The 25218-nt window shown below is 64.5% G+C and carries 29 protein-coding genes and 1 tRNA gene; 21 read left to right on the plus strand and 9 right to left on the minus strand.

Going from position 1 to position 25218, the window contains the following annotated elements; all coding sequences use genetic code 11:
• Window positions 1-374: 374 nt before the first annotated feature.
• Window positions 375-524, plus strand: a complete 150-nt coding sequence (locus AC1RWI_RS13985) for a hypothetical protein (protein WP_492867013.1) — start codon at window positions 375-377, stop codon at window positions 522-524.
• A 216-nt stretch (window positions 525-740) separates the two neighbouring features.
• Here the strand turns inward: AC1RWI_RS13985 and AC1RWI_RS13990 are convergent.
• The 3 genes from AC1RWI_RS13990 to lexA form a co-directional block, all read right to left on the minus strand.
• Window positions 741-816 (minus strand) — tRNA-His (locus AC1RWI_RS13990).
• A 103-nt stretch (window positions 817-919) separates the two neighbouring features.
• Complete coding sequence (locus tag AC1RWI_RS13995) at window positions 920-1090, minus strand: hypothetical protein (protein WP_170301734.1); 171 nt, start codon at window positions 1088-1090, stop codon at window positions 920-922.
• Window positions 1091-1198: 108 nt separating this feature from the next.
• Window positions 1199-1855, minus strand: coding sequence for a transcriptional repressor LexA (gene lexA / locus AC1RWI_RS14000; RefSeq protein WP_043347250.1), 657 nt, complete (start codon window positions 1853-1855; stop codon window positions 1199-1201).
• A 227-nt stretch (window positions 1856-2082) separates the two neighbouring features.
• On the opposite strand from lexA, the gene AC1RWI_RS14005 reads away from it, so the two are divergent.
• The 8 genes from AC1RWI_RS14005 to AC1RWI_RS14040 all read left to right on the plus strand — a co-directional run bounded on the left by AC1RWI_RS14005 (window position 2083) and on the right by AC1RWI_RS14040 (window position 8215).
• Window positions 2083-3081, plus strand: a complete 999-nt coding sequence (locus AC1RWI_RS14005; protein WP_043347249.1) for an asparaginase — start codon at window positions 2083-2085, stop codon at window positions 3079-3081.
• A 101-nt stretch (window positions 3082-3182) separates the two neighbouring features.
• Window positions 3183-3557, plus strand: coding sequence for a 30S ribosomal protein S6 (gene rpsF, locus AC1RWI_RS14010; RefSeq protein ID WP_006163598.1), 375 nt, complete (start codon window positions 3183-3185; stop codon window positions 3555-3557).
• Window positions 3558-3631: 74 nt separating this feature from the next.
• Complete coding sequence (priB, locus tag AC1RWI_RS14015; RefSeq protein WP_043352030.1) at window positions 3632-3931, plus strand: primosomal replication protein N; 300 nt, start codon at window positions 3632-3634, stop codon at window positions 3929-3931.
• A gap of 3 nt (window positions 3932-3934) precedes the next feature.
• The gene (rpsR, locus tag AC1RWI_RS14020) at window positions 3935-4213 is read left to right on the plus strand and encodes a 30S ribosomal protein S18 (RefSeq protein WP_006163606.1); all 279 of its coding nucleotides are present in this window, start codon (window positions 3935-3937) and stop codon (window positions 4211-4213) included.
• 31 nt (window positions 4214-4244) lie between these two features.
• Window positions 4245-4697, plus strand: a complete 453-nt coding sequence (gene rplI / locus AC1RWI_RS14025; protein WP_043347244.1) for a 50S ribosomal protein L9 — start codon at window positions 4245-4247, stop codon at window positions 4695-4697.
• Between the two features lie 264 nt (window positions 4698-4961).
• Window positions 4962-6353: a replicative DNA helicase gene (locus tag AC1RWI_RS14030; RefSeq protein WP_043347242.1), complete on the plus strand. Its 1392-nt coding sequence runs from the start codon at window positions 4962-4964 to the stop codon at window positions 6351-6353.
• Between the two features lie 211 nt (window positions 6354-6564).
• On the plus strand, window positions 6565-7191 hold the full coding sequence (locus tag AC1RWI_RS14035) for a DUF47 domain-containing protein (protein WP_043347240.1): 627 nt from the start codon (window positions 6565-6567) through the stop codon (window positions 7189-7191).
• 13 nt (window positions 7192-7204) lie between these two features.
• Window positions 7205-8215, plus strand: coding sequence for an inorganic phosphate transporter (locus AC1RWI_RS14040; RefSeq protein ID WP_043347237.1), 1011 nt, complete (start codon window positions 7205-7207; stop codon window positions 8213-8215).
• Window positions 8216-8312: 97 nt separating this feature from the next.
• On the opposite strand, the gene AC1RWI_RS14045 is transcribed toward AC1RWI_RS14040, so the two are convergent.
• The 5 genes from AC1RWI_RS14045 to AC1RWI_RS14065 all read right to left on the minus strand — a co-directional run bounded on the left by AC1RWI_RS14045 (window position 8313) and on the right by AC1RWI_RS14065 (window position 12779).
• A complete protein-coding gene (locus AC1RWI_RS14045) occupies window positions 8313-8990 on the minus strand; it encodes a C40 family peptidase (RefSeq protein ID WP_043347234.1) in 678 nt (225 codons plus the stop codon).
• A gap of 75 nt (window positions 8991-9065) precedes the next feature.
• Window positions 9066-9488, minus strand: coding sequence for a hypothetical protein (locus tag AC1RWI_RS14050; protein WP_492867017.1), 423 nt, complete (start codon window positions 9486-9488; stop codon window positions 9066-9068).
• A 209-nt stretch (window positions 9489-9697) separates the two neighbouring features.
• Window positions 9698-11419: a PhoH family protein gene (locus AC1RWI_RS14055; protein ID WP_043347227.1), complete on the minus strand. Its 1722-nt coding sequence runs from the start codon at window positions 11417-11419 to the stop codon at window positions 9698-9700.
• 369 nt (window positions 11420-11788) lie between these two features.
• The gene (locus AC1RWI_RS14060) at window positions 11789-12253 is read right to left on the minus strand and encodes a peroxiredoxin (RefSeq protein WP_492867019.1); all 465 of its coding nucleotides are present in this window, start codon (window positions 12251-12253) and stop codon (window positions 11789-11791) included.
• 145 nt (window positions 12254-12398) lie between these two features.
• Window positions 12399-12779 carry an Mth938-like domain-containing protein gene (locus tag AC1RWI_RS14065; protein WP_043347222.1) on the minus strand — a complete coding sequence of 127 codons (381 nt, stop codon included), beginning with the start codon at window positions 12777-12779 and terminating at the stop codon, window positions 12399-12401.
• Between the two features lie 318 nt (window positions 12780-13097).
• Here AC1RWI_RS14065 and AC1RWI_RS14070 point away from each other — a divergent pair, with 318 nt between their 5' ends.
• The 7 genes from AC1RWI_RS14070 to crcB all read left to right on the plus strand — a co-directional run bounded on the left by AC1RWI_RS14070 (window position 13098) and on the right by crcB (window position 19782).
• Window positions 13098-14330, plus strand: a complete 1233-nt coding sequence (locus tag AC1RWI_RS14070) for a pyridoxal phosphate-dependent aminotransferase (protein ID WP_043352029.1) — start codon at window positions 13098-13100, stop codon at window positions 14328-14330.
• Window positions 14331-14384: 54 nt separating this feature from the next.
• Complete coding sequence (locus tag AC1RWI_RS14075; protein ID WP_043347219.1) at window positions 14385-15695, plus strand: homoserine dehydrogenase; 1311 nt, start codon at window positions 14385-14387, stop codon at window positions 15693-15695.
• 8 nt (window positions 15696-15703) lie between these two features.
• Entirely contained in the window at window positions 15704-17152 is a 1449-nt protein-coding gene (gene thrC / locus AC1RWI_RS14080; RefSeq protein ID WP_043347216.1) for a threonine synthase, read from the plus strand.
• A 207-nt stretch (window positions 17153-17359) separates the two neighbouring features.
• Window positions 17360-18601 (plus strand): molybdopterin molybdotransferase MoeA, encoded by a 1242-nt coding sequence (locus tag AC1RWI_RS14085; RefSeq protein WP_043347214.1) that lies wholly within the window; start codon window positions 17360-17362, stop codon window positions 18599-18601.
• Window positions 18602-18615: 14 nt separating this feature from the next.
• Window positions 18616-18873, plus strand: a complete 258-nt coding sequence (gene moaD / locus AC1RWI_RS14090) for a molybdopterin converting factor subunit 1 (RefSeq protein ID WP_043347211.1) — start codon at window positions 18616-18618, stop codon at window positions 18871-18873.
• 1 nt (window position 18874) lies between these two features.
• Window positions 18875-19402, plus strand: coding sequence for a molybdopterin synthase catalytic subunit MoaE (gene moaE, locus AC1RWI_RS14095; RefSeq protein WP_492867022.1), 528 nt, complete (start codon window positions 18875-18877; stop codon window positions 19400-19402).
• On the plus strand, window positions 19402-19782 hold the full coding sequence (gene crcB / locus AC1RWI_RS14100; RefSeq protein ID WP_043347207.1) for a fluoride efflux transporter CrcB: 381 nt from the start codon (window positions 19402-19404) through the stop codon (window positions 19780-19782). Before moaE ends, crcB begins: the two co-directional genes overlap by 1 nt.
• On the opposite strand, the gene AC1RWI_RS14105 is transcribed toward crcB, so the two are convergent.
• Window positions 19764-20669: an alpha/beta fold hydrolase gene (locus AC1RWI_RS14105; protein WP_492867024.1), complete on the minus strand. Its 906-nt coding sequence runs from the start codon at window positions 20667-20669 to the stop codon at window positions 19764-19766. The genes crcB and AC1RWI_RS14105 overlap by 19 nt on opposite strands.
• A 232-nt stretch (window positions 20670-20901) precedes the next feature.
• Between AC1RWI_RS14105 and AC1RWI_RS14110 the strand changes: the two genes are divergently transcribed.
• The 5 genes from AC1RWI_RS14110 (at window position 20902) to AC1RWI_RS14130 (ending at window position 25200) form a co-directional block, all read left to right on the plus strand.
• Entirely contained in the window at window positions 20902-21507 is a 606-nt protein-coding gene (locus tag AC1RWI_RS14110) for a TetR/AcrR family transcriptional regulator (protein ID WP_006161576.1), read from the plus strand.
• Complete coding sequence (locus AC1RWI_RS14115; RefSeq protein ID WP_043347204.1) at window positions 21504-22283, plus strand: enoyl-CoA hydratase/isomerase family protein; 780 nt, start codon at window positions 21504-21506, stop codon at window positions 22281-22283. The genes AC1RWI_RS14110 and AC1RWI_RS14115 overlap by 4 nt, the downstream gene beginning before the upstream one ends.
• A gap of 112 nt (window positions 22284-22395) precedes the next feature.
• Entirely contained in the window at window positions 22396-23580 is a 1185-nt protein-coding gene (locus tag AC1RWI_RS14120) for a substrate-binding domain-containing protein (RefSeq protein ID WP_492867026.1), read from the plus strand.
• Window positions 23580-24425: an ABC transporter ATP-binding protein gene (locus tag AC1RWI_RS14125; protein WP_492867028.1), complete on the plus strand. Its 846-nt coding sequence runs from the start codon at window positions 23580-23582 to the stop codon at window positions 24423-24425. The genes AC1RWI_RS14120 and AC1RWI_RS14125 overlap by 1 nt, the downstream gene beginning before the upstream one ends.
• Window positions 24418-25200: an ABC transporter ATP-binding protein gene (locus AC1RWI_RS14130; protein ID WP_492867030.1), complete on the plus strand. Its 783-nt coding sequence runs from the start codon at window positions 24418-24420 to the stop codon at window positions 25198-25200. The genes AC1RWI_RS14125 and AC1RWI_RS14130 overlap by 8 nt, the downstream gene beginning before the upstream one ends.
• Window positions 25201-25218 lie beyond the last annotated feature (18 nt).

The following is a 25218-nucleotide window of genomic DNA, read 5'->3' on the forward strand; positions in this document are numbered from 1 at the left end:
CCCGTGTGAAAGTAGGTAATCGCCAGGCTCTCCCTTGAAACCCCCCAGTACGAAAGTACTGGGGGGTTTTGCTTTTGCACGATCGAAATGCTGGATGTCTTCGGCTTCCCTCTTGCCGATTAGTTGGTTGTTCACTTTCGCCCATGCGACGATTCATCGTGATGGCGTCCACCGTCGAGTTTAGCGCGATGGCCCGGGAAGGCGGTTGGTTCCAGATCCGCTAAGCTGCCGACATCTACACCCGCCAACTCGTGGCCAGGAGGCAACCATGGATCGTCGCGACTTTCTTGCCCTTGGTAGCGTGCTGCTGCTTGCCGTCCGCGCCGGCGCAGAAGAGCTGATCGGGGAGAGCCTGAACGGCGTGGCTGCTATCGGTGTCCGGCGAGGCGCGCGAGCGCCTGCTGCGCGTCGCCGGTGCGGCTATGGCAGATGGGCAACTGAGTGCGGGTGACGTGCGCTACGGCTGGCTGGATGCTAAGGCCTTCGTGCCGGCACGCGACTTCAAGGGCATCATGCCCGAATGACAGGGAATTGGCGGTCCACGCAATCTTCTCGATGTGGCGAGTCTCGATGCCTTGCGTGGTGATCGAGCTGGCTGTTAGGGGGCGGGGGTGGGGATGAGGGTGCCGAGTATTCCCACCGTGGGAATATGGCGGGATATGGCGGGAATAGAACATCGCTTTGGGACGCGCAAACAAAAACAGCGCCTTAGCTAAGGCGCTGTTTTGTAAAGAGAATTCTGGGGTGGCTGATGGGACTCGAACCCACGACGACAGGAATCACAATCCTGGACTCTACCAACTGAGCTACAGCCACCGTCGATGTCGTTTTGCTTGGTGCCGAACGACGAAGAACAAGATCATACAATGCCAAGAGACGGATGGCTAGTACTCGGCACAAATTTTTTTGGTGCCTTCCATTAACCAGCCAGCTTGGACGATTCCTCCAACTCGAGCATTCGGCAGATAGCGGCCATGCTGCCAACCATGGTGCGTCGTTGTGCGCCCTGGTAGATGCGCACGCCTTTGGATTGGCGGAAGGGCACGGGCTTGACGGGGCGGCGGGCGGAGAGGCGGTTGGCTGGCAGCATGGCTACACCTGGTGACTTGCAACAACAGTTAGCGGTACCCGCTATGCGGGTGCGTTGGCACAATCGGGTGTCGGCTTGTTCGGGGTTCGCCCGCCTCAGCCGCACTCGTCAGAACGCGCTGGGTCGGATGAGGCCGACAGCGATGCCTTCTAGTGAGAACTCTTCGCGGCCGGCTTGCACGATGATGCTGGGGAAGTCGGGGTTCTCGGCTATCAGCTCGATGATGTCGCCGCGGCGGTTGAGGCGTTTGACGGTGACGTCGTCGCCCAGGCGCGCTACAACGATCTTGCCGTTGGCGGCTTCGCTGGCGCGCTTGACGGCGAGCAGGTCGCCATCGAGGATGCCGGCGTCGCGCATGCTGAGACCACGCACCCGGAGGAGGTAATCGGGCTGCACGTCGAACACCGAGGCGTCGACCTGGTATTGACGGTCGATGTGTTCGGCGGCGAGTATCGGGCTGCCGGCTGCGACGCGCCCGACCAGTGGCAGGGTTAGCTGCATGACGCCGGCCATAGGCAGGGAGAACTGGTCGGGCAGCTCCGAGTCGCTGCGGGAGACCTTGAGGCGGATGCCGCGGGAGGCGCCGGGGGTGAGCTCGATCACGCCTTTGCGGGCCAGGGCACGTAGGTGTTCCTCGGCTGCATTGGGTGAGGAGAAGCCGAACTTGGCGGCGATCTCGGCGCGCGTGGGCGGGAAGCCCGTGTGCTGGAGGCTGCTGCGGATCAAGTCGAAAATCTGCTGCTGTCGCGGTGTCAGGGTCGCCATGGTCGCCGGTGTTTGTGAGCACTGTATGTTTAAACAGTATGCTGTGATTTTATACAGTATCGAGTGAAGTGCAAGCGGAATTTTTGGGAGTTTGCGCATTGACAGGTGCGTCCCACGGGTCTTGGCGCGTGCCGTGACGGGCGTGCGGAGGGTTACAATCCGCGGCACCCGAAGCGTCTTGCGCTGCTTGCTGTTCAACTTTTCTGGCTCCCGGCCACTTTCCCGCCATGTCTCTCCTGCCTCGTGTCGTCGTGCTCGCTACTGGCGGCACCATTGCCGGTTCTTCTTCCAATCCAGCTAGCAGTGCGAAATACCAGGCGGCGACGGTGCCGGTGACGGCGCTGCTTGACGCGGTGCCGGCGCTGGGCGCGGTGGCGCGGATCGAAGCTGAGCAGCTCGCACAGGTAGATAGCAAGGACATGTCGTTCGCGCTCTGGTCAAGGCTGGTGGAGCGCGTGGCGTTCTGGTCCGCGCAGCCCGATGTGTCGGGCATTGTCATTACGCACGGCACCGATACCCTGGAAGAAACGGCCATGCTGCTGCACCTGGCTTGCGTGGGTACGGTGCCAGTTGTGCTGACGGCTGCGATGCGGCCGTCGACCTCGTTGTCGGCGGATGGCCCGTTGAACCTGCTGGATGCGGTGCGCGTGGCGGCGGATGCTGGCGCGACGGCGAAGGGCGTGCTGCTGGTGATCAATCAGGAGATCCACGCAGGGCGCGATGTGATGAAGGCGCACACATCGGCGGTGAATGCGTTTGTGTCTCCGGTATCCGGGCCGATTGGTTTTGTTCAGGACAACCTCGTGCGCTTTGTGCGCACCCCCAGCCGCTTGCCGGCCAAGGCCTGGCCGGTTCCTGGCGCATGGCCGCAGGTCGAGATCGTGGCTAGCTATGCGGAGCCGGGCCGGATCGTGGTGGATGCCTTGGCGCAGGCGGGCGTGTCGGGCTTGGTCGTGGCGGCGGCTGGCAACGGGTCGGTCCACCAGTCGCTGGTGGAGGCGCTGACTGATGCTGCTGGCGCGGGCGTGGCAGTGGTGCGCAGTTCGCGCACAGGAGCGGGGCATGTGGCGATTCCTGCGCCTCCCCGGCCTGCGGCGGGCGTTTTTGTTTCGGCCGGCGACCTCAATCCTTATAAGGCGCGCGTGCTCCTGGCGCTGGCTCTGGCTGCTGAGCCAGGGCTGGCAAAGGACCCGGCGGCGCTGCAGGCACTATTCACCGAAAACTGAGGCGTCTTGCTCCCGATAGCAAAAGCACGCTATACTTTAAGGCTATTCAACCTTGCTGCACCGGACATGGCGCTCGGGCAGCTTATCCAAAAGGAGCGTCAATGCGTCATTACGAAATCGTATTTATCGTCCATCCGGACCAGAGCGAACAAGTCCCGGCCATGATCGAGCGTTACAAGACGCTGGTCACGTCCCAGGAAGGCCAGATCCACCGCGTGGAAGACTGGGGTCGCCGTCAGATGGCCTACATGATCCAGAAGCTGGCCAAGGCTCACTACGTTTGCCTGAACATCGAATGCGGCAAGGAAACCCTGGCTGAACTCGAACACGCGTTCAAGTTCAACGATGCAGTGCTGCGCCACCTCATCGTTCAGACCAAGAAGGCTGAAACCGCACCGTCCCCGATGATGAAGGAAGTGCAGCGCGAAGAAGCTCGCAAGGCCGCGCAACAGACCAGCGAAGTCCAGGCCGCCTAAGTGCGGACTGTTGTGGTTGCCGCCGGCGTTGATCGCCGCAGCGGCAAGTGCGGGCATCGGTGCGGGAGAGTGCGTTGAACCAGTTAAGGCTCTGCGCAACGCTCGCGGAACGCGATGCCTTGCGTTACACCCCGGCCGGGGTCCCCGTGGTCAACTGCATCTTGCAGTACGCGGGCGAGACGGTCGAGGCGCAAACGCCCAGGCAGGTGGAGTTCGCCATCGCCGCCATGGGAATCGGTCAGATCGGCCAGCGGCTTGAGCGTACCCCGCTCGGCGCGATGCTCGACTGCGAAGGATTCCTGGCCCGCAGGCACCGCAACAGCAAGGCTCTCGTCTTTCACATCACTGGATGTAAAGCATTCGAAAAGGATTGAATCATGGCATTCGTCAAACGTGACAACAAGAACAAGAAGCGCTTCCAACAGCAAAACCCGCTGTTCAAGCGCAAGCGCTTCTGCCGCTTCACCGTGGCTGGCGTGGAACAGATCGACTACAAGGATCTGGACACCCTGAAGGATTTCATCGGCGACAACGGCAAGATCACGCCGGCCCGCCTGACCGGCACCAAGGCGCACTATCAGCGTCAGCTCGACACGGCCATCAAGCGCGCGCGTTTCCTCGCGCTGATGCCCTACACCGACCTGCACAAGAACTGATCGGCCCTAGGTCCGTTAAGGAGAAAACACGATGCAAATTATTCTGCTTGAAAAAGTCATCAACCTGGGCAACCTGGGTGACATCGTTCGCGTGAAGGACGGCTACGCCCGTAACTTCCTGATCCCGAACAAGAAGGCCCGCCGCGCTACCCAGACCGCTATCAGCGAGTTCGAAGTCAAGCGCGCCGAACTGGAAAAGGCAGCCGCTGAAAAGCTGGCAGCTTCGCAAGCCGAAGGCGAAAAGCTGAACGGCCTGACCGTGCAAATCACCCAGAAGTCGGGTGTGGACGGCCGCCTGTTCGGTTCGGTGACCAACGCCGACATCGCTGAAGCCCTGGCTGGCCAAGGCTTCAAGGTCGAGAAGGCGCAAGTGCGCCTGCCGAATGGTCCGCTGAAGGTTGTTGGCGACCACCCGGTCAGCGTCTCGCTGCACACCGACGTGCTGGTCGACGTGACGGTTTCCGTCCTGGGCGAACACGTCTAAGCTTCGGTGTTGCTGCCGGTTCCTGCTTGTCCTTCGGGCAGGTGGGAGCCGGATGCCAGCGCCACTTGCTTGACCAAACAAAAAGGCAGGAGCGCGATGCTCCTGCCTTTTTGTTTGGCCGCACCCCTTGCTTGCCCGATTGCCCGATTGCCCGATCGCTACAAGGCGGGGCCGGTTGTCCCGCCGTCACACGGCAGGATGCCCCAACGGCTGGCTGCGAATTCTCCGCCGGCGCGCTGGCGCCGACCGTTATAATCCCCCCCTATGAACGCGCCTGTCGCAGACCCCCAACTAGACAATCTCAAGGTACCGCCGCATTCCATCGAGGCCGAGCAATCGGTGCTGGGTGGCCTGCTGCTGGACAATGCCGCCTGGGACCGTATCGCCGACTTCCTGAACGAAGCCGATTTCTATCGCTTCGATCACCGGATGATCTTCCAGAGCATCTCCCGGTTGATCGCCGCGACCAAGCCCGCCGACGTCATCACCGTCTACGAGTCGCTGCAAGGCGCTGGCAAGGCGGAAGAGGTGGGCGGCCTGGCCTATTTGAATTCCCTGGCGCAGAACACGCCCAGCGCGGCCAATATCCGCCGCTATGCGGAGATCGTGCGCGAGCGCTCGGTGCTGCGCAAGCTGGTGACCGTGGCCGACGATATCGCTACCGCGGCCTTCGCCCCCAAAGGGCGCGAGGTGCGGGAGTTGCTCGACGAGGCGGAATCCAAGGTGTTCGCCATCGCCGAGGAGGGCTCGCGCGGGCAGAAGGGGTTCCAGGAAATCCAGCCGCTGCTGACCCAGGTGGTCGAGCGCATCGACGAGCTGTACCACCGGGACTCGAGCACCGACGTCACTGGCGTGCCTACCGGTTTTATCGACCTGGACCGCATGACCAGTGGCATGCAAGCGGGCGACCTGATCATCGTGGCGGGGCGCCCCTCCATGGGTAAGACCGCTTTCTCGCTGAATATCGGCGAGCACGTGGCGGTGGAGCAGGGCCTGCCGGTGGCCGTGTTCTCGATGGAAATGGCGGGTACGCAGCTGGCCATGCGTATGCTGGGCTCGGTCGGCCGGCTTGATCAGCACCGCTTGCGTACCGGCCGCCTGCTTGACGAAGACTGGCCGCGGCTCACGCATGCCATCCAGCGCATGAACGATGCGCAATTGTTCATCGACGAAACACCGGCACTGAGCTCGATGGAGCTGCGCGCCCGTTCGCGGCGGCTGGCACGACAATGCGGCCAGCTCGGACTGATCGTCATCGATTACCTGCAGCTGATGTCGGGCTCGGGCGGCGGGGAAAACCGCGCCACCGAAATCTCGGAAATCTCGCGCTCGCTCAAGGGCCTGGCCAAGGAACTCAACTGCCCGGTGATCGCACTGTCGCAGCTGAATCGAAGCCTGGAACAGCGCCCGAACAAGCGCCCGGTGATGTCCGACCTGCGTGAATCCGGCGCTATCGAGCAGGATGCCGACGTGATCCTGTTTATTTACCGCGACGAGGTCTACAACCCCGATTCGCAGGACAAGGGTACGTCCGAGATTATCATCGGCAAGCAGCGTAATGGCCCAATTGGCACCGTGCGGCTGACGTTCCTGGGGCAGTTCACCAAGTTCGACAACTTCAGCGGCGGCCCCGCCTTCTTCGACAACGACAACTGAAGCCAGTCGTGGCGCGGCTTGCCGGGCATCGTGGCTCGGTGGCCACAGTCGATCGTGCCTGCCGCGTGTCAAAGTCCCCCGGCATCGCGGCACAAACCTGTAAAATATTGCGTTTTGATGACAGCCGCCCTCGGGCGGCTGTCGTTTAATGCGTATCCGCCTGATTCAGTAACTACCCGCGGCGCCCCCGCGCTTCGACAAGGAACATTCCATGTTCGGCCGATTCATGCCCACTGAGGGCAAGTTCTTCGAATACTTCAACCAGCATGCTGATTGCGCGGTGACAGCCGCCCGCGAGCTGGAAGTGCTGGTCAACGACCTGCCCAATGCCGAGGCCCACGCCCGCCGCGTGCAGGCCACGGAAAAGAAAGCCGATCGCATCACGCATGACACGATCGACCTGCTGCACAAGACCTTCATCACGCCGCTGGACCGCGATGAGATCCACAAGCTCATCACCACGATGGACGACATCCTCGACCTGATGGAAGACGTGGCGGAGACCATTTCGCTGTACGACGTGACCAGCCTGACCGATGAGGCACGCAAGCTGGCCTCCATCTGCGTGCAGTGTTGCGACCAGGTCAAGATCGCGGTAGGCCTGCTCGAGGACATGAGCAATGCCGGCGCCATCCTGAAGACGGCGCAGCAGATCGACCAGCTCGAGTCCGAGGCTGATCGCGTGATGCGCGCCGCCATGTCCAAGCTGTTCCGCGACGAAACGGACGTCAAGCGCCTGATCAAGCTGAAGGCGATCTACGAGCAGCTCGAAACCATTACCGACAAGTGCGAGGACGTCGCCAACATTCTCGAAGGCATCGTCCTGGAAAACGCCTGAGGCACAAATCGGCATGCAAACAATACAAATGAGCCTGTGGGTCATTGGCCTGCTGGTGGCTCTCGCCCTGCTGTTCGATTTCATGAACGGCTTTCACGATGCCGCCAACTCGATTGCCACGGTGGTGTCGACGGGCGTGCTCAAGCCGCACCACGCGGTGGCCATGGCGGCCATGTGCAATGTGGTGGCGATTTTCATCTTCCACCTGAAGGTGGCGGCAACCGTCGGGACTGGCACGATCGATGTCAATATCGTCGATCACTACGTGATCTTCGGTGCCCTGATGGGTGCCATTGCCTGGAACCTGATCACCTGGTACTACGGCATACCCTCGTCGTCCTCGCACGCGCTGATCGGTGGCTTGGTCGGGGCCGCGGTGGCCAAGAGCGGCACCAGCGCACTGGTGGGCGGCGGTCTTCTCAAGACCGTGGCTTTTATCGTCATTTCGCCGCTGCTGGGCTTCCTGCTCGGTTCGCTGATGATGGTGATCGTGGCCTGGACATTCTTCCGTACGCCGCCGTCGCGGGTCGATCGCTGGTTCCGCAGGCTGCAGCTGGTCTCGGCATCGCTGTACAGCCTGGGCCATGGCGGCAATGACGCGCAGAAGACCATCGGCATCATCTGGATGCTGCTGATCGCTAGCGGCCACGTGGCGCAGGGCGGTGCGGAGCCGCCGATCTGGGTCATCGTTTCCTGCTACGTGGCGATCGGCATGGGCACCATGTTTGGTGGCTGGCGCATCGTGCGCACCATGGGCCAGAAGATCACCAAGCTCAAGCCGGTAGGCGGCTTCTGCGCGGAGACGGGCGGCGCCATCACGCTGTTCATCGCCTCGGCGCTGGGCGTGCCGGTGTCGACCACCCATACCATCACCGGCGCCATCGTCGGCGTGGGCTCGGTGCAGAAGATGTCGGCGGTGCGCTGGGGCGTGGCTGGCAACATCGTCTGGGCCTGGGTGCTGACAATTCCCGCATCTGCCTTCATGGCCGCCATCGCATGGTGGATTGGCCGGCATATCCTCTAAGCCTTCGGGTCATCGGATTCTCGCTCGACACAAGCAAACAAAAAGCCAGGCGCAATGCCTGGCTTTTTGTTTGTCGGGAAGGCCGGAGCCGAGATGGCTAACGATTGGCGAACGCGGCAATCGGATCGTCATCCACGGGGGCCGGGGGCGCAACGGAAGGCGGCGGCGATGCTGGTGCGGCCGGGGGCGCGGCCGATGCCGGTGCCTGGTTGATGCCCGATGCAACCCGCCGCGCGCCGTTGTACCGGGAGGCCCAGTACGACTTGGTCATGTCTTCGAGCCGAACCGTGCCGCCGGTGGATGGCGCGTGGACAAAGCGGTTCTGCCCGACATAGATGCCGACATGCGAATTGGCCCGGCCGGTGGTATTGAAGAAAACCAGGTCGCCCGAGGCCACTTGGCCGCGCTCCAGCGAGACGCCGCGCTCGCCCATGGCGTCGGTGGTGCGTGGCAGGTTGACGTTGGCGGCGCGCAGCACCACATAGCGGACCAGGCCGCTGCAGTCGAAGCCCGAGTCAGGCGTATTTCCGCCATAGCGATAGGGCGTGCCAACCAGCGACATCGCCTGGATGGAGACTTCTTCCAGCCCGGCGCTGGGATCCACCATGGGGGTGCCTGCCGGACGCGGCTGGGCGCTATAGCGCCCAGGCGGCGTCGAAGCGCAGGCAGCGAGCAGCAATGCCGCCGCGCAAAGCAGGGGCAGGCGGGCAGTGTGGAACACGTCGGCCTGGCTGGGCACACGTCTTCCGGCAGGGGCTATCTGGCGCAGAGGCATCCTTCTTGGTCCGATCCCGGGCCAGGAGCCGTGGCGTGAGGGGTACCGCCCGGTGAGGGTGCCTCCCCTGGCGCCTTACCAGCGCAATTGCGCGTTGTAGGTGCCCGTACTCACGTTGACCGACCTGGCCTGTCCCTTATAAGTCGCTTCGATATTGTAGCTGCCTTGCGGGGCCTTGATCAGGCACTTGGGTCCGGAAGCGGTAAAGCTGGCCACTTCGTGGCCGTCGCGCGTCATCTTGACGGCCACGTCCGCGAGGAATTCGCCGCGCTCACCCTGGGTAAACAGCAGGCCCATGTTGAAGTTCTTTTGCTGCGCGGCCAGTTGCTGTTGCTCGTCCGCGGCAATGCCGCCGCAGACATAGCTGACGGGGCCCATGGTGCGGATTACCATTTCGTCAGCGGCGAGCGCGGGACCCGCAAGCAACGAGGCCGCGGCAATCGCGGCGCTGCTGGCCAGCGCGAGCCGCAGCGGTGTGTGGTGCAGGTGGTTGTCCATCAATGTCTCCATCGATCCAACAAGCCGGGAGGGGCAAAAAAAGCGCCCGCCAGGCGCCGGCACGCGAAATGCCGAAATGGCGGGCGCTCCGGATGCTTTGATGCTAGGCCACGCCGGCAGGCAAATCTGCCGGTCGCGGTCCTACAAGGCATCCGATGGTGCCAGAAGTTGCGAAAGCTTAGTCTTCAGCGATGATGCGCCCCCGCCCCTTAGAGGACATCCGCGGCATGGTCGGCCAGGCGCGAGCGTTCGCCGCGCGCCAGCGTCACATGGCCACTGTGGCTCCAGCCTTTGAACCGGTCGACCACGTAGGTAAGACCGGACGATCCTTCGGTCAGGTAAGGCGTGTCGATCTGCGCGATGTTGCCCAGGCAGATGATCTTGGTGCCGGGGCCGGCACGCGTTACCAGCGTCTTCATCTGCTTGGGCGTCAGGTTCTGGGCCTCGTCGATGATGACGAACTTGTTGACGAAGGTGCGTCCGCGCATGAAGTTCATGCTCTTGACCTTGATGCGCGAGCGGATCAGTTCCTGAGTCGCCGCGCGGCCCCACTCGCCGGCGCTGTCGTCGCTCTTTTGCAGCACTTCAAGGTTGTCGTCGAAGGCGCCCATCCAGGGCTGCATCTTTTCTTCCTCGGTGCCCGGCAGGAAGCCGATGTCCTCGCCGACCGGCACGGTGGCGCGGGTGACGATGATCTCGTTGTAGAGCTTCTGGTCGAGCACCTGCTCCAGGCCCGCCGCCAGCGCCAGCAGGGTCTTGCCGGTACCGGCCTGGCCCAGCAGGGTGACGAAGTCGATCTCCGGATGCATCAGAAGGTTGAGCGCGAAGTTCTGCTCGCGGTTGCGGGCGGTCACGCTCCACACATTGTTCTTGTGGTGCGTGTAGTCCTTGAGCGTTTGCAGCAGCGCAGTCTTGCCGTTGATTTCCTTGACCTGGGCGTACAGCGGCAGGCTACCGTCGCTGGGTTCCAGGAAGACAAACTGGTTGACCAGGAAAGAGGGCACCAGCGGCCCCGTCAGGCGATAGAACATCGCGCCGGACTTCGGATCCTGCCAGCTTTCCACCCCCTTGCCATGCTTGGCCCAGAAGTCGTTGGGCAGCAGCATCACGCCCGAGTACAGCAGGTCCTTGTCCTCGAGGACCTGGTCATTGAAGTAATCCTCGGCGGGCAGGCCGAGCGCGCGCGCCTTGATGCGCATGTTGATGTCTTTCGACACCAGCACGACCTGGCGCTCCGGGAACTGCTGCTGCAGGGCGCTGACCACGCCCAGGATCTGGTTGTCAGCCTTGCCCTGCGGCAGGCCGTCGGGCAGCTTGATCTCATTGAGCTTGGTTTGCAGGAACAGCTTGCCCTGCGCGTCGCGGTTGCCCAGCTTGGCGAGCGGCAAGCCGTCGTCGAGCACGCCGTCGGTGCCGCCCACCAGCGCGTCGAGCGTGCGGCTGACGGTGCGGGCGTTGCGCGCGACTTCGCTCATGCCCTTCTTGTGGTTGTCCAGTTCCTCGAGCGTCATCATCGGCAGATAGACGTCGTGCTCTTCGAAACGGAACAGCGAGGACGGGTCGTGCATCAGCACATTGGTGTCCAACACGAACAGCTTGCTGGGGCCGGTGTGTTTCTGCATGCGACGGTTGGTCGTGCCGGGGGCCTTGGCGGGAGCCTTGGGCACGGCGGCCAGCGATGGCACGGACTTCAGCGCGGACGGCGGCGCATCCTTGGTGCGCGCTCGCGTCGAACCGCTGGCGCTGGCCACCACGGCCGGCGCATTTTCCGCTTTGCTAGTTCCGGTTTCCAGCAAGGCCACACGCTCCAGCGCCGGCACAGGTTTCTTTCCCTGCGACGCTGATTTGGCCTTAGTCAGCTTGGTCACCGGGGCGAATTCGCTCGGGTCAAGCAATTGGGCAGGCTTGGCGGGCATGGTCGGCAGCGGCATGCTAGGCTTTCCTTTCAGGGGGAGAAGACGGCTGGAAAACGGCGCAGGACACTGGCGCGGCCGCATGGCGCCGCGTACTCGGGGATCGTGTCCTGCGTGCAAAACACACAAACAAAAAAGCCGCCAACCTGGGTGGCAGGTTTGGCGGCTTTCTTTCGGACCGGAGACACGGCAGGTCCGCTACCGGCCTGTGGCAGGGTGCGCCTGGGCCGGGACGATGAAGCAGCGTGGCATCCGGATCTTGAACTCATTAAAGGTCAATGTATCCGAAGGTTTTCTCTTTTGCAATCGCTTGCCGAGAGGACTTTTGAAGGTGTTGCTGCGCCGCATTAAAGCGCCGGGCCGAGCCATCGTGGATCAAGCCCCGGATCAGAGCCCGCGCACGATTTCCAGTACCTCGTCGACGTGGTTGGGCACCTTGATGCCGCGCAGCGCATGGCGCAGGATGCCCTTGCCGTCGATGATGAAGGTGCTGCGCTCGATGCCGCGCACTTCCTTGCCATACATTTTCTTCATCTTGATGACATCGAACAGATGGCACACAGCTTCATCGCCATCGGAGATCAACTCGAAGGGCAGTTCCAGCTTGGCCTTGAAGTTCTCGTGTGACTTCAGGCTGTCGCGCGAGATGCCGAAGACCACCGTGCCTGCCTTGACGAAGGCGTCATGCTGGTCGCGGAAGTTCATGGCTTCGGTGGTGCAGCCCGGGGTGTTGTCCTTGGGATAGAAATACAGGACGACGGTCTTGCCACGCTGGGCGGCAAGGCTGAACGTGCCGCCGGTGGCGGGCGCGCTGAAATCGGGTACGGGCTGGCTGAGACTGGCTGTTGTCATTCTTATGGCTCCTGGGAGGGACAGGAAGGGGGTGGCTGCGTGAGTGCGGCCACCATGGTGGCGGCAGATGGGGGCAGGGCGGCTAACTTCAAGCGTGGCGTGTGCCTAACTTGCGAGAACCGGCCTTCCGGGCCGCCGGGCGGGCTCAGGCAGGCTCCTCCAGCAGCAGGATGGCCGCCACTTTGCGGCCTTCAGCCATCAGGATGTTGTATGTGCGGCAGGCGGCTTGCAGATCCATGGCGTCCACCCCGACATGCAGGCGCGCCAGTGAGGCGGTCAGCCGGGGATGCGGGAAGCGCAGGCGGCTGCCGGTGCCCAGCAGCACCACCTCGGGCGAGTGCGCCAGCAGGCCCTCGAAATGCGCGGGTTCCAGGTCTTCGAAGCGTTGCACCGGCCAGGGCTGGATCTCGCCTTCGGGCATGACCAGCACGGATTGGGTGTGGCGCACCATATTGATTTCGATATAGCCCGGGCCGTACGACGTTACCGTATTGAGGGCATTGGGCTGGTCAGCGTGGAGTTTCAAGGGCGAACCTTATCTGGCGCTGCCCTGCGCGGCGCGCGCGGCGACTCGGCCGGGGCAGCGCAGGGCGGGTTGATAGCATTTTGGGGCAGGCGGGCCGGGCGGCTTTGCCGCAGCCCCGTGGTACCGGCGGCGTACGCTGCAATGCAAGAATCCCTGCCGAAGTCTGTCATAATCCGATAAATTATAGCTTTTGCCTCCCTGCCTGCCACGTTTTGCGTTGCAACGCAGCGCACAGGCTACCCGGGCCGCTCCATTTCCACCCAGATTCCCTAGATAGCCGCCGCTACCCGGTGGCGCTTGCCTCCTGCCAACATCGCCGTGAAACCGATCCAGAAATCCAACAAGCTCAACAATGTTTGCTATGACATCCGCGGCCCGGTGCTGGAGAAGGCCAAGCAGATGGAGGAGGAAGGCCACAAGATCATCAAGCTGAACATCGGCAACCTGGCCGTCTTCGGCTTCGATGCGCCGGAAGAGATCCAGCAGGACATGATGCGCAACCTGCCCAATTCGGCTGGCTATTCGGACTCCAAGGGCATCTTCGCCGCGCGCAAGGCGATCATGCACTACACGCAGCAGAAGAATATCGAGGGTGTGGGGCTGGACGACATCTACGTTGGCAACGGTGCCTCCGAGCTGATCGTGATGTCCATGAACGCGCTGCTCAACAGCGGCGACGAAGTGCTGGTCCCGGCGCCGGACTATCCGTTGTGGACCGCGGCGGTGAGCCTGTCGGGCGGCACCCCGGTGCACTATGTGTGCGACGAGGCCAATGAGTGGATGCCCGACCTGGACGATATCCGCGCCAAGATCACGCCGAATACCAAGGCCATCGTCGTCATCAACCCGAACAACCCCACAGGCGCGCTGTATTCGGACGCGTTGCTCAAGTCCATTGTGGCGATCGCGCGCGAACACGGCCTGATCATCTTTGCCGACGAGATCTACGACAAGGTGCTGTACGACGGCCATAGCCACACGTCCATCGCCGCGTTGTCGACCGATGTGCTGACCGTGACCTTCAACGGCCTGTCCAAGAACTACCGCTCGTGCGGCTACCGCGCCGGCTGGATGGTGGTGTCGGGCGACAAGCGGCCCGCGCTGGACTATATCGAGGGGCTGAACATGCTGTCCTCGATGCGCCTTTGCGCCAACGTGCCGGCCCAGTGGGCCATCCAGACCGCGCTGGGCGGCTACCAGAGCATCAACGACCTGGTGGGCGAAGGCGGGCGCCTGCGCCGCCAGCGCGATCTAGCCCATGAGCTGATCACGCAGATCCCGGGTGTGACCTGCGTCAAGCCCAAGGCGGCGCTGTACCTGTTCCCCAAGCTCGACCTGTCGATGTACCCGATCCAGGACGACCAGGAGTTCATTTATGAGCTGCTGCAGGAGTCCAAGGTGCTGCTGGTGCAGGGCACTGGCTTCAACTGGGGCAAGCCCGACCATTTCCGTATCGTGTTCCTGCCCCACGAGGAAGACCTGCGCGAGGCCATCAGCCGCGTCGGGCGCTTCCTCGAGACCTACCGCAAACGCCACGGCCGCGCGGCCTGAACCGGCACGCTTGCGGCGCAATCCATTTTTCAGCAACTCAGAGTCAGATCGTCCATGAATCCCATCAAAGTAGGCCTGCTTGGCATCGGTACCGTCGGTAGCGGCACGTTCAATGTGCTGCAACGTAACCAGGAAGAAATCCGCCGCCGCGCCGGGCGCGGCATCGAGATTGCCATGGTGGCCGACCTCAACACCGAACGCGCCCGCGAGCTGACCGGTGGGCAGGTCGAGGTGGTGGCCGATGCCAACGAGGTCGTCACCCGTCCCGAGATCGACATCGTGATCGAGCTGATCGGCGGATACGGCATCGCCCGCGAACTGGTGCTCAAGGCCATCGAGAATGGCAAGCACGTGGTCACCGCCAACAAGGCGCTGCTGGCCGTGCATGGCAACGAGATCTTCGAAGCCGCGCGCAAGAAGGGCGTGATCGTCGCCTTCGAAGCCGCGGTCGCCGGTGGCATCCCCATCATCAAGGCGCTGCGCGAAGGCCTGACCGCCAACCGCATCGAGTGGATCGCCGGCATCATCAACGGCACCACCAACTTCATCTTGTCGGAAATGCGCGACAAGGGCCTGGACTTCGGCACCGTGCTCAAGCAAGCGCAAGCGCTGGGCTATGCCGAGGCCGATCCCACCTTCGACATCGAAGGCATCGACGCGGCGCACAAGATCACGTTGATGAGCTCGATCGCCTTTGGCATGCCGGTGCAGTTCGACAAGGCCTACGTGGAAGGCATCACCAAGCTATCGGCCGTGGATATCCGCTACGCCGAAGAGCTGGGCTACCGCATCAAGCTGCTGGGTCTCACGCGTCGCCGCGAGAACGGCATCGAGCTGCGCGTGCACCCGACGCTGGTGCCGGCCAAGCGCCTGATCGCCAACGTGGAAGGCGCCATGAACGCCGTGCTGGTGCAAGGTGACGCCGTGGGCGCCACGCTGTACTACGGCAAGGGTGCCGGCGCCGAGCCGACCGCTTCGGCCGTGATCGCCGACCTGGTCGACGTGACCCGCCTCCACACTGCCGACCCCGAGCACCGCGTGCCGCACCTGGCCTTCCAGCCAGACGAACTGTCCAGCGTGCCGGTGCTGCCGATCGAAGAAGTCACCAGCTCGTACTACCTGCGCATGCGTGTGGCGGACGAGGCCGGCGTGCTGGCCGACATCACCCGTATCCTGGCTGACGCCGGCATCTCCATCGATGCCATGCTGCAGAAGGAGTCGCGTGAAGGCGAGCCGCAGACCGACATCATCATGCTCTCGCACCTCACCCTCGAGAAGCAGGTCAACGCCGCCATCGCCAAGATCGAGGCGCTGCCGACCGTGCTGTCGGCCGTCACGCGCCTGCGCATGGAAGAACTGAACTGAACGCACCGATGAAATACCAGTCGACGCGCGGCCATGAGATGCCGCAAACCTTCTCCGAGATCCTGCTGGGCGGCCTGGCGCCGGACGGCGGCCTGTACCTGCCCCGGGAGTACCCGCAGGTCACGGCCGACGAGCTGGAGGCCTGGCGCAAGCTGTCGTACGCCGATCTCGCCTTTGAAGTCCTGTCCCGCTTCTGCGACGACATCCCGGCCGAGGACCTGCGCGCCCTGACGCGCAAGACCTACACCGCCGAGGTGTACTGCAACGCCCGCCCCGGCGACAACACCGCCGACATCACCCCGTTGCGCACGCTGGGCGAAGAGGGCGGCACGCAGCTGCAGCTGCTGGGCCTGTCCAATGGCCCCACGCTGGCCTTCAAGGACATGGCCATGCAGCTGCTCGGCAACCTGTTCGAGTACGCGCTGGCGCGGGCCGGACAGGAGCTGAACATCCTGGGCGCTACCTCCGGGGATACCGGCAGCGCGGCGGAATACGCCATGCGCGGCAAGCGCGGCATCCGCGTGTTCATGCTCAGCCCGCACCGCAAGATGAGCGCGTTCCAGACCGCGCAGATGTTCAGCCTGCAGGACCCGAACATCTTCAACCTGGCGGTGGAAGGGGTGTTCGACGACTGCCAGGACATTGTCAAGGCGGTCTCGAACGACCTCGGCTACAAGGCTCGCCAGAAGATCGGCACGGTCAACTCGATCAACTGGGCGCGCGTGGTGGCCCAGGTGGTGTACTACTTCAAGGGCTGGCTGCTGGCTACCGACGGTCCGGGCCAGAAGGTCTCGTTCTGCGTGCCGTCGGGCAATTTCGGCAACGTCTGCGCGGGCCATATCGCGCGCATGATGGGCCTGCCGATCGACAAGCTGGTGGTTGCCACCAACGAGAACGACGTGCTCGATGAGTTCTTCCGCACCGGTACCTACCGCGTGCGTAAGTCGGCCGAGACGTATCACACCTCCAGCCCGAGCATGGACATCTCGAAGGCGTCGAACTTCGAGCGCTTTGTCTTCGACCTGCTGGGCCGCGATGGCGACAAGCTGGCCAAGATGTTCCGCGAAGACGTCGACACCAAGGGCGGCTTCGATCTGTCCGGCACACCGGAATTCGAGCGCATCCGCGCCTTCGGCTTCGTCTCGGGCCGCAGCACGCACGAAGATCGCCTCGCCACCATCCGCGACCTGTCCGAGCGCTACGGCATCACCATCGACACCCACACCGCCGATGGCATCAAGGTCGCGCGCGAGCATCTCACGCCCGGCGTGCCGATGCTGGTGCTGGAAACCGCGCTGCCGGCCAAGTTCGCCGACACCATCCGCGCGGCGCTTGGCCATGAGCCGGAGCGTCCGGCAGCCTTCGAAGGCATCGAAAACCTGCCGCAGCGCTTCGAGGTGATGCCGGCGGATGCCGACCGGATCAAGGCTTACATCGCCGGCCACACCGGCCTGTAGCCCCGGCCGCTGCCGGCGGTGTTCCTGCCGGCAGCGCGCCAACTCGCTACAATCAGACTTGCCGAGCAGAAATCGCACGGCCCTCGCATTGCTCCGGATGTATCGGGGGCGGTACGCGGGCCGTTTCCCATGGGCGCCGAATGGCCATGGGTTTGCGGTCTGACACTGCTTACGCTGACTACGCTGTCTCACTTACCCGTTTTCCTCATGACCCAAGCCGCCGCGCCCGCACGCCCCCCCATGTTGACCATGGCTCAGGCCCTCGAAGCCTTGCTGGCCGGCGCCCGCCCGCTCGCCGAGGCAGAGCGCATCGCCACGCTCGACGCCAATGGCCGCGTGCTGGCCGCGCCGGTGTCGAGCACGCTGGACGTGCCGCCGGCCGACAACACCTCGATGGATGGCTACGCGGTACGCAGCGCCGACCTGGCGGCGCCCGGCACGCGCCTGCGGGTGGCCCAGCGCATCCCCGCCGGCCATGTCGGCACGGCACTGGCGGCCGGCACGGCGGCGCGCATCTTTACCGGTGGGCTGATTCCGCCGGGGGCCGACGCAGTGGTCATGCAGGAGCAGTGCGTGGCGCAGGGTGAGGATGTGATCGTCAATCACACGCCGCAGCCGGGCGAGTGGATCCGCCGGGCCGGCGAGGACATCCGCGCCGGCAGCGTGATCCTGCCGGCCGGCACGCGCCTGACGCCGCAGGCGCTGGGCCTGGCGGCCTCGGTGGGGCAGGCGTCGCTGGACGTGGTGCGGCGCGTCAAGGTGGCCGTGTTCTTTACCGGCGACGAGCTCGCCATGCCGGGCGAGCCGCTCAAGCCGGGCGCCATCTACAACTCCAACCGATTCACGCTGCGCGGGCTGCTGGAAAACCTCGGCTGCGAGGTCAGCGATTTCGGCATCGTGCCTGACACCCTGGCCGCGACGCGCGACACCCTGCGCCGGGCAGCCGAGGGGCATGACCTGATCATCACGTCGGGTGGCGTCTCCGTGGGCGAGGAAGACCATATCAAGCCGGCAGTCGAGGCCGAAGGGCGGCTCAACCTGTGGCAGATCGCCATCAAGCCGGGCAAGCCGCTGGCGTTCGGCGAGGTGGCGCGCGCCGGGCAGGCGCCGGCGTTTTTCCTGGGGCTGCCGGGTAATCCGGTCTCGAGCTTCGTTACCTTCCTGCTGTTTGTGCGGCCTTTCATCCTGCGGCTGCAAGGCGTGCAGGACGTGATGCCGCGCCGGCTGCCGCTGCGTGCCGATTTCGACCTGCCCAAGGGCGACCGCCGCAACGAGTTCCTGCGCGTGCGCCTCAACCAGGCCGGCGGGCTCGACCTGTTCCCCAACCAGAGCTCGGGCGTGCTCACTTCCACGGTGTGGGGCGAAGGCCTGGTCGACAACCCGCCCAACCAGCCGATCGCGCGGGGAGATACTGTGCAGTTCATCGGCTTCGACGGCCTGCTGGCATAAGGAGCGAGACCGCCATGAACATCGAACTCCGTTTTTTTGCCAGCGTGCGCGAGCAGTTGGGCCTGGGGCAGGAGCGCGTCGCGGTGCCGGCCGAGGTGGCTACCGTGGCGGACCTGCGCCATTGGCTTGGAGCCCGCGGCGGCGCCTGGGCCGAGGTGCTGGCCGAGGGCCGTGCCTTGCGCATGGCCGTGGACCATGAGGTGGCCAGTGCGGATAGTGTGTTGGCCGAGGGCTGCGAAGTGGCGTTTTTCCCCCCCGTGACCGGAGGCTGAAATGAGCGTCAGAGTACAGCGCGAGGATTTCGACCTGGGTGCCGAGGTGATGGTACTGCGCCGTGAGCAGCCAGGCGTGGGCGCGGTGGCCAGCTTTGTCGGCACGGTGCGCGACATGAACGACGGCAGCGCGGTCAGCGCGATGGAGCTGGAGCACTATCCCGGCATGACCGAAAAGGCGCTGGCCCGGATCGAAGCGGTGGCGCGGGAGCGCTGGGCGCTGCTTGGCGTCACCATCGTGCATCGCGTCGGCCCCTTGCTGCCGCTGGACCAGATCGTGCTGGTGGCGGTAGCCTCCGCCCATCGCGGCAACGCCTTTGCCGCCTGCGAATTCATCATGGATTACCTCAAGTCCGAGGCGCCGTTCTGGAAGAAGGAGCAGACGCCGCAGGGCGCGCGCTGGGTCGACGCGCGCGTGACCGATGCGTCCGCGCTGGCGCGCTGGGGCATTCGCTCGCTCAATGCCAGCGCAGAGGGCGAGGGCCAGGGCGAGGTGGAGCCGGCGGAACCCTTGGGTCTCAAGCGCTGATGGGCGCGCTCGGTTTTGTGGCGGTCGGGGTCGGGGCCGCGGTGGGAGCTTGGCTGCGCTGGGCGTTCTCAGTGTTGTGGAATGCCGCCAACCCGGCGTTGCCCTATGGGACACTGACGGCCAACCTGGTCGGCGGCTACCTGATCGGGCTGGCGGTGGGATTCTTCGGCGCGCATACGGAGTTGCCGCCCGAATGGCGCTTGCTGGCGGTGACCGGCTTCCTGGGCGGCCTGACCACGTTTTCCACGTTTTCCAGCGAGGTCGTGGGCAACCTGATTGCGGGCGACTATGGCTGGGCGGCGGTCCACCTGCTGGCACACCTTGGCGGTTCGCTGCTGCTGACCGCGCTGGGCCTGTGGACCTATCGGCTGCTGGCCTGAGCGTCCGTTGACGCCAATGAGCCTGACGACGCCAATGAATCCAGCCACGCAAGCATCTGCGCCAGCGCGGCGTTAAAGGCGGCCGGCCGTTCCATGTGCGGGGCATGGCCGGTGCCGCCGATGGTGACAAGCCGGGCAGCCGGCTGCAGCGCCAGCGTGGCCTGCCCCACTGCTGGCGCGTAGAGGCGGCTGCGCTCCCCGACCAGATGGAACAAAGGCAGGCGAGCATCGCGCAACGCCGCGCGGTAATCCTGGCGGGCCATGTCTTCCCACAACGCGGCAAGCGCATCCGGCGCGCACTGGCGCATGATGCCGGCGATCCGGTCCATCTCGAGCGCATCGGGTTTGCTGCCGGCGGCCCATAAGCCGGCGCGCACCGAGTCGATCAGGCGCGGCCAGTCCTGGCGCACATGCGCGGCCATGTGGGCCGCCTGCGCGGTGTCGTAGTGCGCATGCAGGCCATGCGGCCAGTCCGCCGCGCTGGCCAGCCGCGGTGTCATGTCGATGGCGCCGATTGCCGCCAAGGGCAGGGTGGGCTCACCGCGCATCAACTCCCAGGCCACCATGGCGCCCATCGACCACCCAATTACCACCACGTCCTGCAGTCCCAGGTACCCGATCAACCCGGCCGCATCGGCGGCAAGTTGCGCAAGGCTGGCTTGTCCGGCGTGCGGCAGTGCAGCAGACAAGCCATGCCCGGCATGGTCCGGGGCGATCACACGATAGCCATCACGCGCCAGCGCGCGCTGGCCGTCGAACGCCTCGCCGGATAGCGACCAGCCGTGCAGCAACAGCAGTGCCCGGCCATCGCCGGCCTCCCGCCAGCCGGGCCGCGAGCCGGAAGCCGGGTGGCTATCAAAGGCGGGGACGGGCTCGGCGTTAGTCATGGCGTGTGAAGCATCCAATGGCGAACTTCCAGTCTGGGTGTCTGGCCTGGCCACCACGTGCGTGGCCAAAGCTCCGGGTAAGCCATGTATTGACATACGGATCGCTAACTTTATATCATGAAACATGAATCAGTTATCATGTTTTAAGGGTCGCCGGAGCAGGCGGTTTCCGCGGTGCAATGCCGCTGCCTGACTGCCGTTTTCCGGTCTGACCAGCCACTGCGGAGCCCCGATGTCCCTTACCGAATCCGGCGTCAGCCAGCCCAAGACCGCGCGCGGCCAGAAGACCCGCGAAGCGCTGCTGCGCGCCGCCGAGAAAGTGTTCGGCGAGAAGGGCTACTACGTGGCTTCGATCTCCGAGATCACGCAGGAGGCAGAGGTGGCCATGGGCACCTTTTATCTCTATTTCAAGGACAAGGAAGACATCTTCCGCGCGCTGGTGCAGCACATGCTGGAACTGGTGCGGGCCCATTTGCGCAAGCACGTTGGGCCGGCGCAGACACAGATCGAGGCCGAGCGGCTCGGGCTCAAGGCGTTCCTGTCCTTTGTGTCGCGCCACAAGAATCTGTATCGCATCGTGCTCGATTCCTATTCGGTTGACGAGACTATCTACAGCAGTTACTTCCAGGTGTTCGCCGACGTCTATAGCCGGCGCCTGGGCAAGGCCGAGGAGCAAGGCGAGATCTCGCCGGGCGACGCCGAAGTGCGGGCGTGGTGCCTGATCGGCATCAGCAATTTCCTGGGCATGCGTTATGCGCTGTGGAAGCGGCCGGCGTCGATGGACAAGGTGGTGGATACGGCCTTTGACATGATTTCGCACGGGCTGGCGGCGCGATGAGCGCGTTGGTGCTGGTCGAACGTGTTGGCAGCACGGCCGTGCTTCGGCTCAATCGCGCCGAGCGGCACAACAGCCTGGTGCCGGAACTGCTCGAAGCGCTGCTGGCCGCGCTGGAGCGCATGGAGGCGGACCCGGATGTGCGCGCCGTGGTGCTGAGCCATGCGGGGCGCTCGTTTTCCACGGGCGGCGATGTCGGTGCTTTTGCCGCCTTTGTGCCGCAAAGCGCGGAGTTGGCGCAGTATGCGCAGCGCCTGCTCGGCCTGCTCAACGCAGCCATCCTGCGCCTGGCGGCGCTGCGCTGCCCGGTGATCGCGGCGGTGGAGGGCTGGCTGACGGGGGGCTCACTGGGCTTGGTGCTGGCCTGCGACATGACGGTGCTGGGCGAGGGCACGCGCATTGCGCCTTACTACACCGTGGTGGGATTCAGCCCGGACGGTGGCTGGACGGCGATGCTGCCGCGACTGATCGGCGTCGCACGCTCGCGGGCGATCCAGCTTGAGAACGCCACGCTGACGGCCAGCCAGGCCGTGGCACTGGGCCTGGCGACGCATCTCGCGCCGGCCCGCGAGGCCGAGGCGATGGCGCTGTCCCTGGCGGCCGGCCTGAAGGACAAGGTACCCGGCAGCGTGGCGCATACGCGCGCGCTGCTGCGCTGGGATGCCGATGCGCTGGCCGCCGGGCTTGAGCGCGAGCGCGTGGCGTTCGTGGCGCAGGTGACGAGCGCCGAAGCGGCGGCAGGCATGCGCCGCTTCCTTGGCAATGGGCGCACAGGATAAGGCAGCAAACGGAAAGGCACGACAGCAGGAAAGAGCACAGCAAAGCGAAACAGCACCAAGCAGGCAGGATCCGCACTTGCAACGACAAGCGACACCCTCAGAGGAGACAAGAATGCAATTCAAGCACCGAGCCGCTGGCGCCATCGCACTGGCCAGCCTGCTGGCCGCCGGCGGCGCCCTTGCCAAGGACATCCGCATCGCCCACGTCTATGACAAGACCGGGGCGCTCGAGGCCTACGCTAAGCAGACCCAGACCGGGCTGATGATGGGGCTGGATTACGCCACCAACGGCACCATGATGGTCAACGGCAACAAGCTGGTGGTGATGGAGAAGGACGCCCAGGGCAAGCCCGACGTGGCCAAGGCCCAGCTTGCCGCGGCGTATAGTGATGATCGCGCGGATATCGCCGTGGGGCCGACGTCCTCCGGCACGGCGCTGGCGATGCTGCCGGTGGCTGAGGAGTACAAGAAGATCCTGTTGGTCGAGCCCGCCGTGGCGGATTCCATCACCGGCGAGAAGTGGAACCGCTACATCTTCCGCACCGGCCGCAATTCGTCGCAGGACGCCATCTCCAACGCCGTGGCGCTGGACAAGCCCGGCGTGCAGATCGCCACCCTGGCGCAGGACTACGCCTTTGGCCGTGACGGCGTGAAGGCCTTCAAGGGCGCGCTCAAGAACGCCAGGATCGTGCACGAGGAATACCTGCCGACCAACACCACGGACTTTACCGCCGGGGCGCAGCGCTTGTTTGATTCGCTCAAGGACAAGCCGGGCCGCAAGATCATCTTCATCATCTGGGCGGGCGCCGGCAACCCGTTCAAGATTGCCGACCTCGATCCCAAGCGCTACGGCATCGAGATCGCCACCGGCGGCAATATCCTGCCCGCCATGAGCAACTACAAGAACTTCCCCGGCATGGAAGGCGCGACGTATTACTACTTCGGCATTCCCAAGAACAAGGCCAACGAGTGGCTGGTGTCCAACCATTACACCAAGTTCAAGTCGCCGCCCGATTTCTTCACCGCGGGCGGCATGACGGCTGGCATCGCGCTGGTCGAAGCGCTCAAGAAGACCAATGGCGACACCAACACCGAGAAGCTGATCGGCGCGATGGAGGGCATGTCGTTCGAGACGCCCAAGGGCAAGATGACCTTCCGCAAGGAAGACCACCAGGCGCTGCAGTCGATGTACCACTTCAAGATCAAGGTCGATCCTGCGTTCGCCTGGGGGGTGCCCGAGCTGGTCCGCGAGATCAAGCCGGAGGAAATGAACGTGCCGATCCGCAACAGGCGGTGATGACAGTGGGCGCCGCTTCCATCGATACAACGGCAGCGCTCTCGCGGGCGGTGGCAGGGCCGCCCGCGCTCGAGACGCGAGACCTCACCATCCGCTTTGGCGGGCACGTGGCGGTCAATGCGGTCTCCTGCGCGTTTCGTCCCGGCGAGCTGACCTGCATCGTCGGCCCCAACGGGGCTGGCAAGACCACGTACTTCAACCTGATCTCGGGCCAGTTGCCGCCCAGCGCCGGGCAGATCCTGCTCGGCGGCGAGGACGTGACGCGTCTGCCGGTGCCGCACAAGGCGCTGCGCGGCATTGGCCGCGCCTTCCAGCTGACCAGCCTGTTTCCCAATCTGTCGGTGTTCGAGAACGTGCGCCTGGCGGTGCAGTCGCGCCGGCGCATCGGGCTGGATCTGTGGAGCGTGTGGAGCGCAAACCGCGCGGTCCGCGAGCAGGCCGAGGACTGTCTGGAACGGGTGGCCCTGGCCGACAAGCGCCACCTGCCGGTGGCCTCTTTGCCGCACGGCGACCAGCGCAAGCTGGAGGTGGGCATCCTGCTGGCGCTGCAGCCGCGCATCTTCATGTTCGACGAGCCGACCGCCGGCATGAGCGTGGACGAGGTGCCGGTGATCCTTGGCCTGATCCAGGAGATCAAGCGCGACAAGAGCAAGACGGTGCTGCTGGTGGAACACAAGATGGATGTGGTGCGCTCGCTGGCCGACCGCATCATCGTGCTGCATAACGGTAACCTGATGGCCGACGGCGATCCGGCCGAGGTGATCGCCTCGCCGATCGTGCAGCAGGCGTACCTGGGCATCGCCGCCGGCGACGAGAGCGCGCAGCAGGAGGGCAGTCATGGCTGAAGCACCGGCAGCACCCGCAGCACCCGCAGCACCCGCAGCACCCGCATTAACTGCAGCACCCATCCTGAGCCTGGACGGCGTGCAGACGCATATCGGGCCGTATCATATCCTGCACGGCGTGAGCTTTGCCGTGCCGCGCGGCGGCGTGACCATGCTGCTGGGGCGCAACGGCGCGGGCAAGACCACCACGCTGCGCACCATCATGAACCTGTGGCAGGCGAGCGAAGGGCGGATCGTGTTCGACGGGGCCGACATCACGCGCCGCGGCACGCCTGCCATCGCGCAGGCCGGCATCGCCTATGTGCCGGAGAACATGAGCGTGTTCTCCGAGCTGACGGTGGCCGAGAACATGCGGCTGGCCGCGCGCAGCGGCGCGATCGACGGGCAGCGGCTTGACTGGGTGTTCCGCATGTTCCCCGCGCTGAAGATCTTCTGGCACCAGCGTGCCGGCGTGCTGTCCGGCGGGCAGAAGCAGATGCTGTCGGTGGCGCGCGCCATCATCGAGCCGCGCAGGCTGCTGATCGTGGACGAGCCGACCAAGGGCCTGGCGCCGGCCATCATCCAGAACATGATCACGGTGTTCCGCGAGCTCAAGCAGACGGACGTAGCGATCCTGCTGGTGGAGCAGAACTTCCACATGGCGAAGTCGGTGGGGGACGCCGTTGCCGTGATGGATGACGGGCGCGTGGTGCATACGGGAACGATGGCGGCGCTGGCGGGCGACGAGAGCCTGCAGCAGCGGCTGCTCGGTTTGTCGCTGGCGGCGCACCAGTAGCGCGTCACCGGTTGTGGC

The organism is Cupriavidus sp. MPR-AND1C (assembly GCF_058809705.1).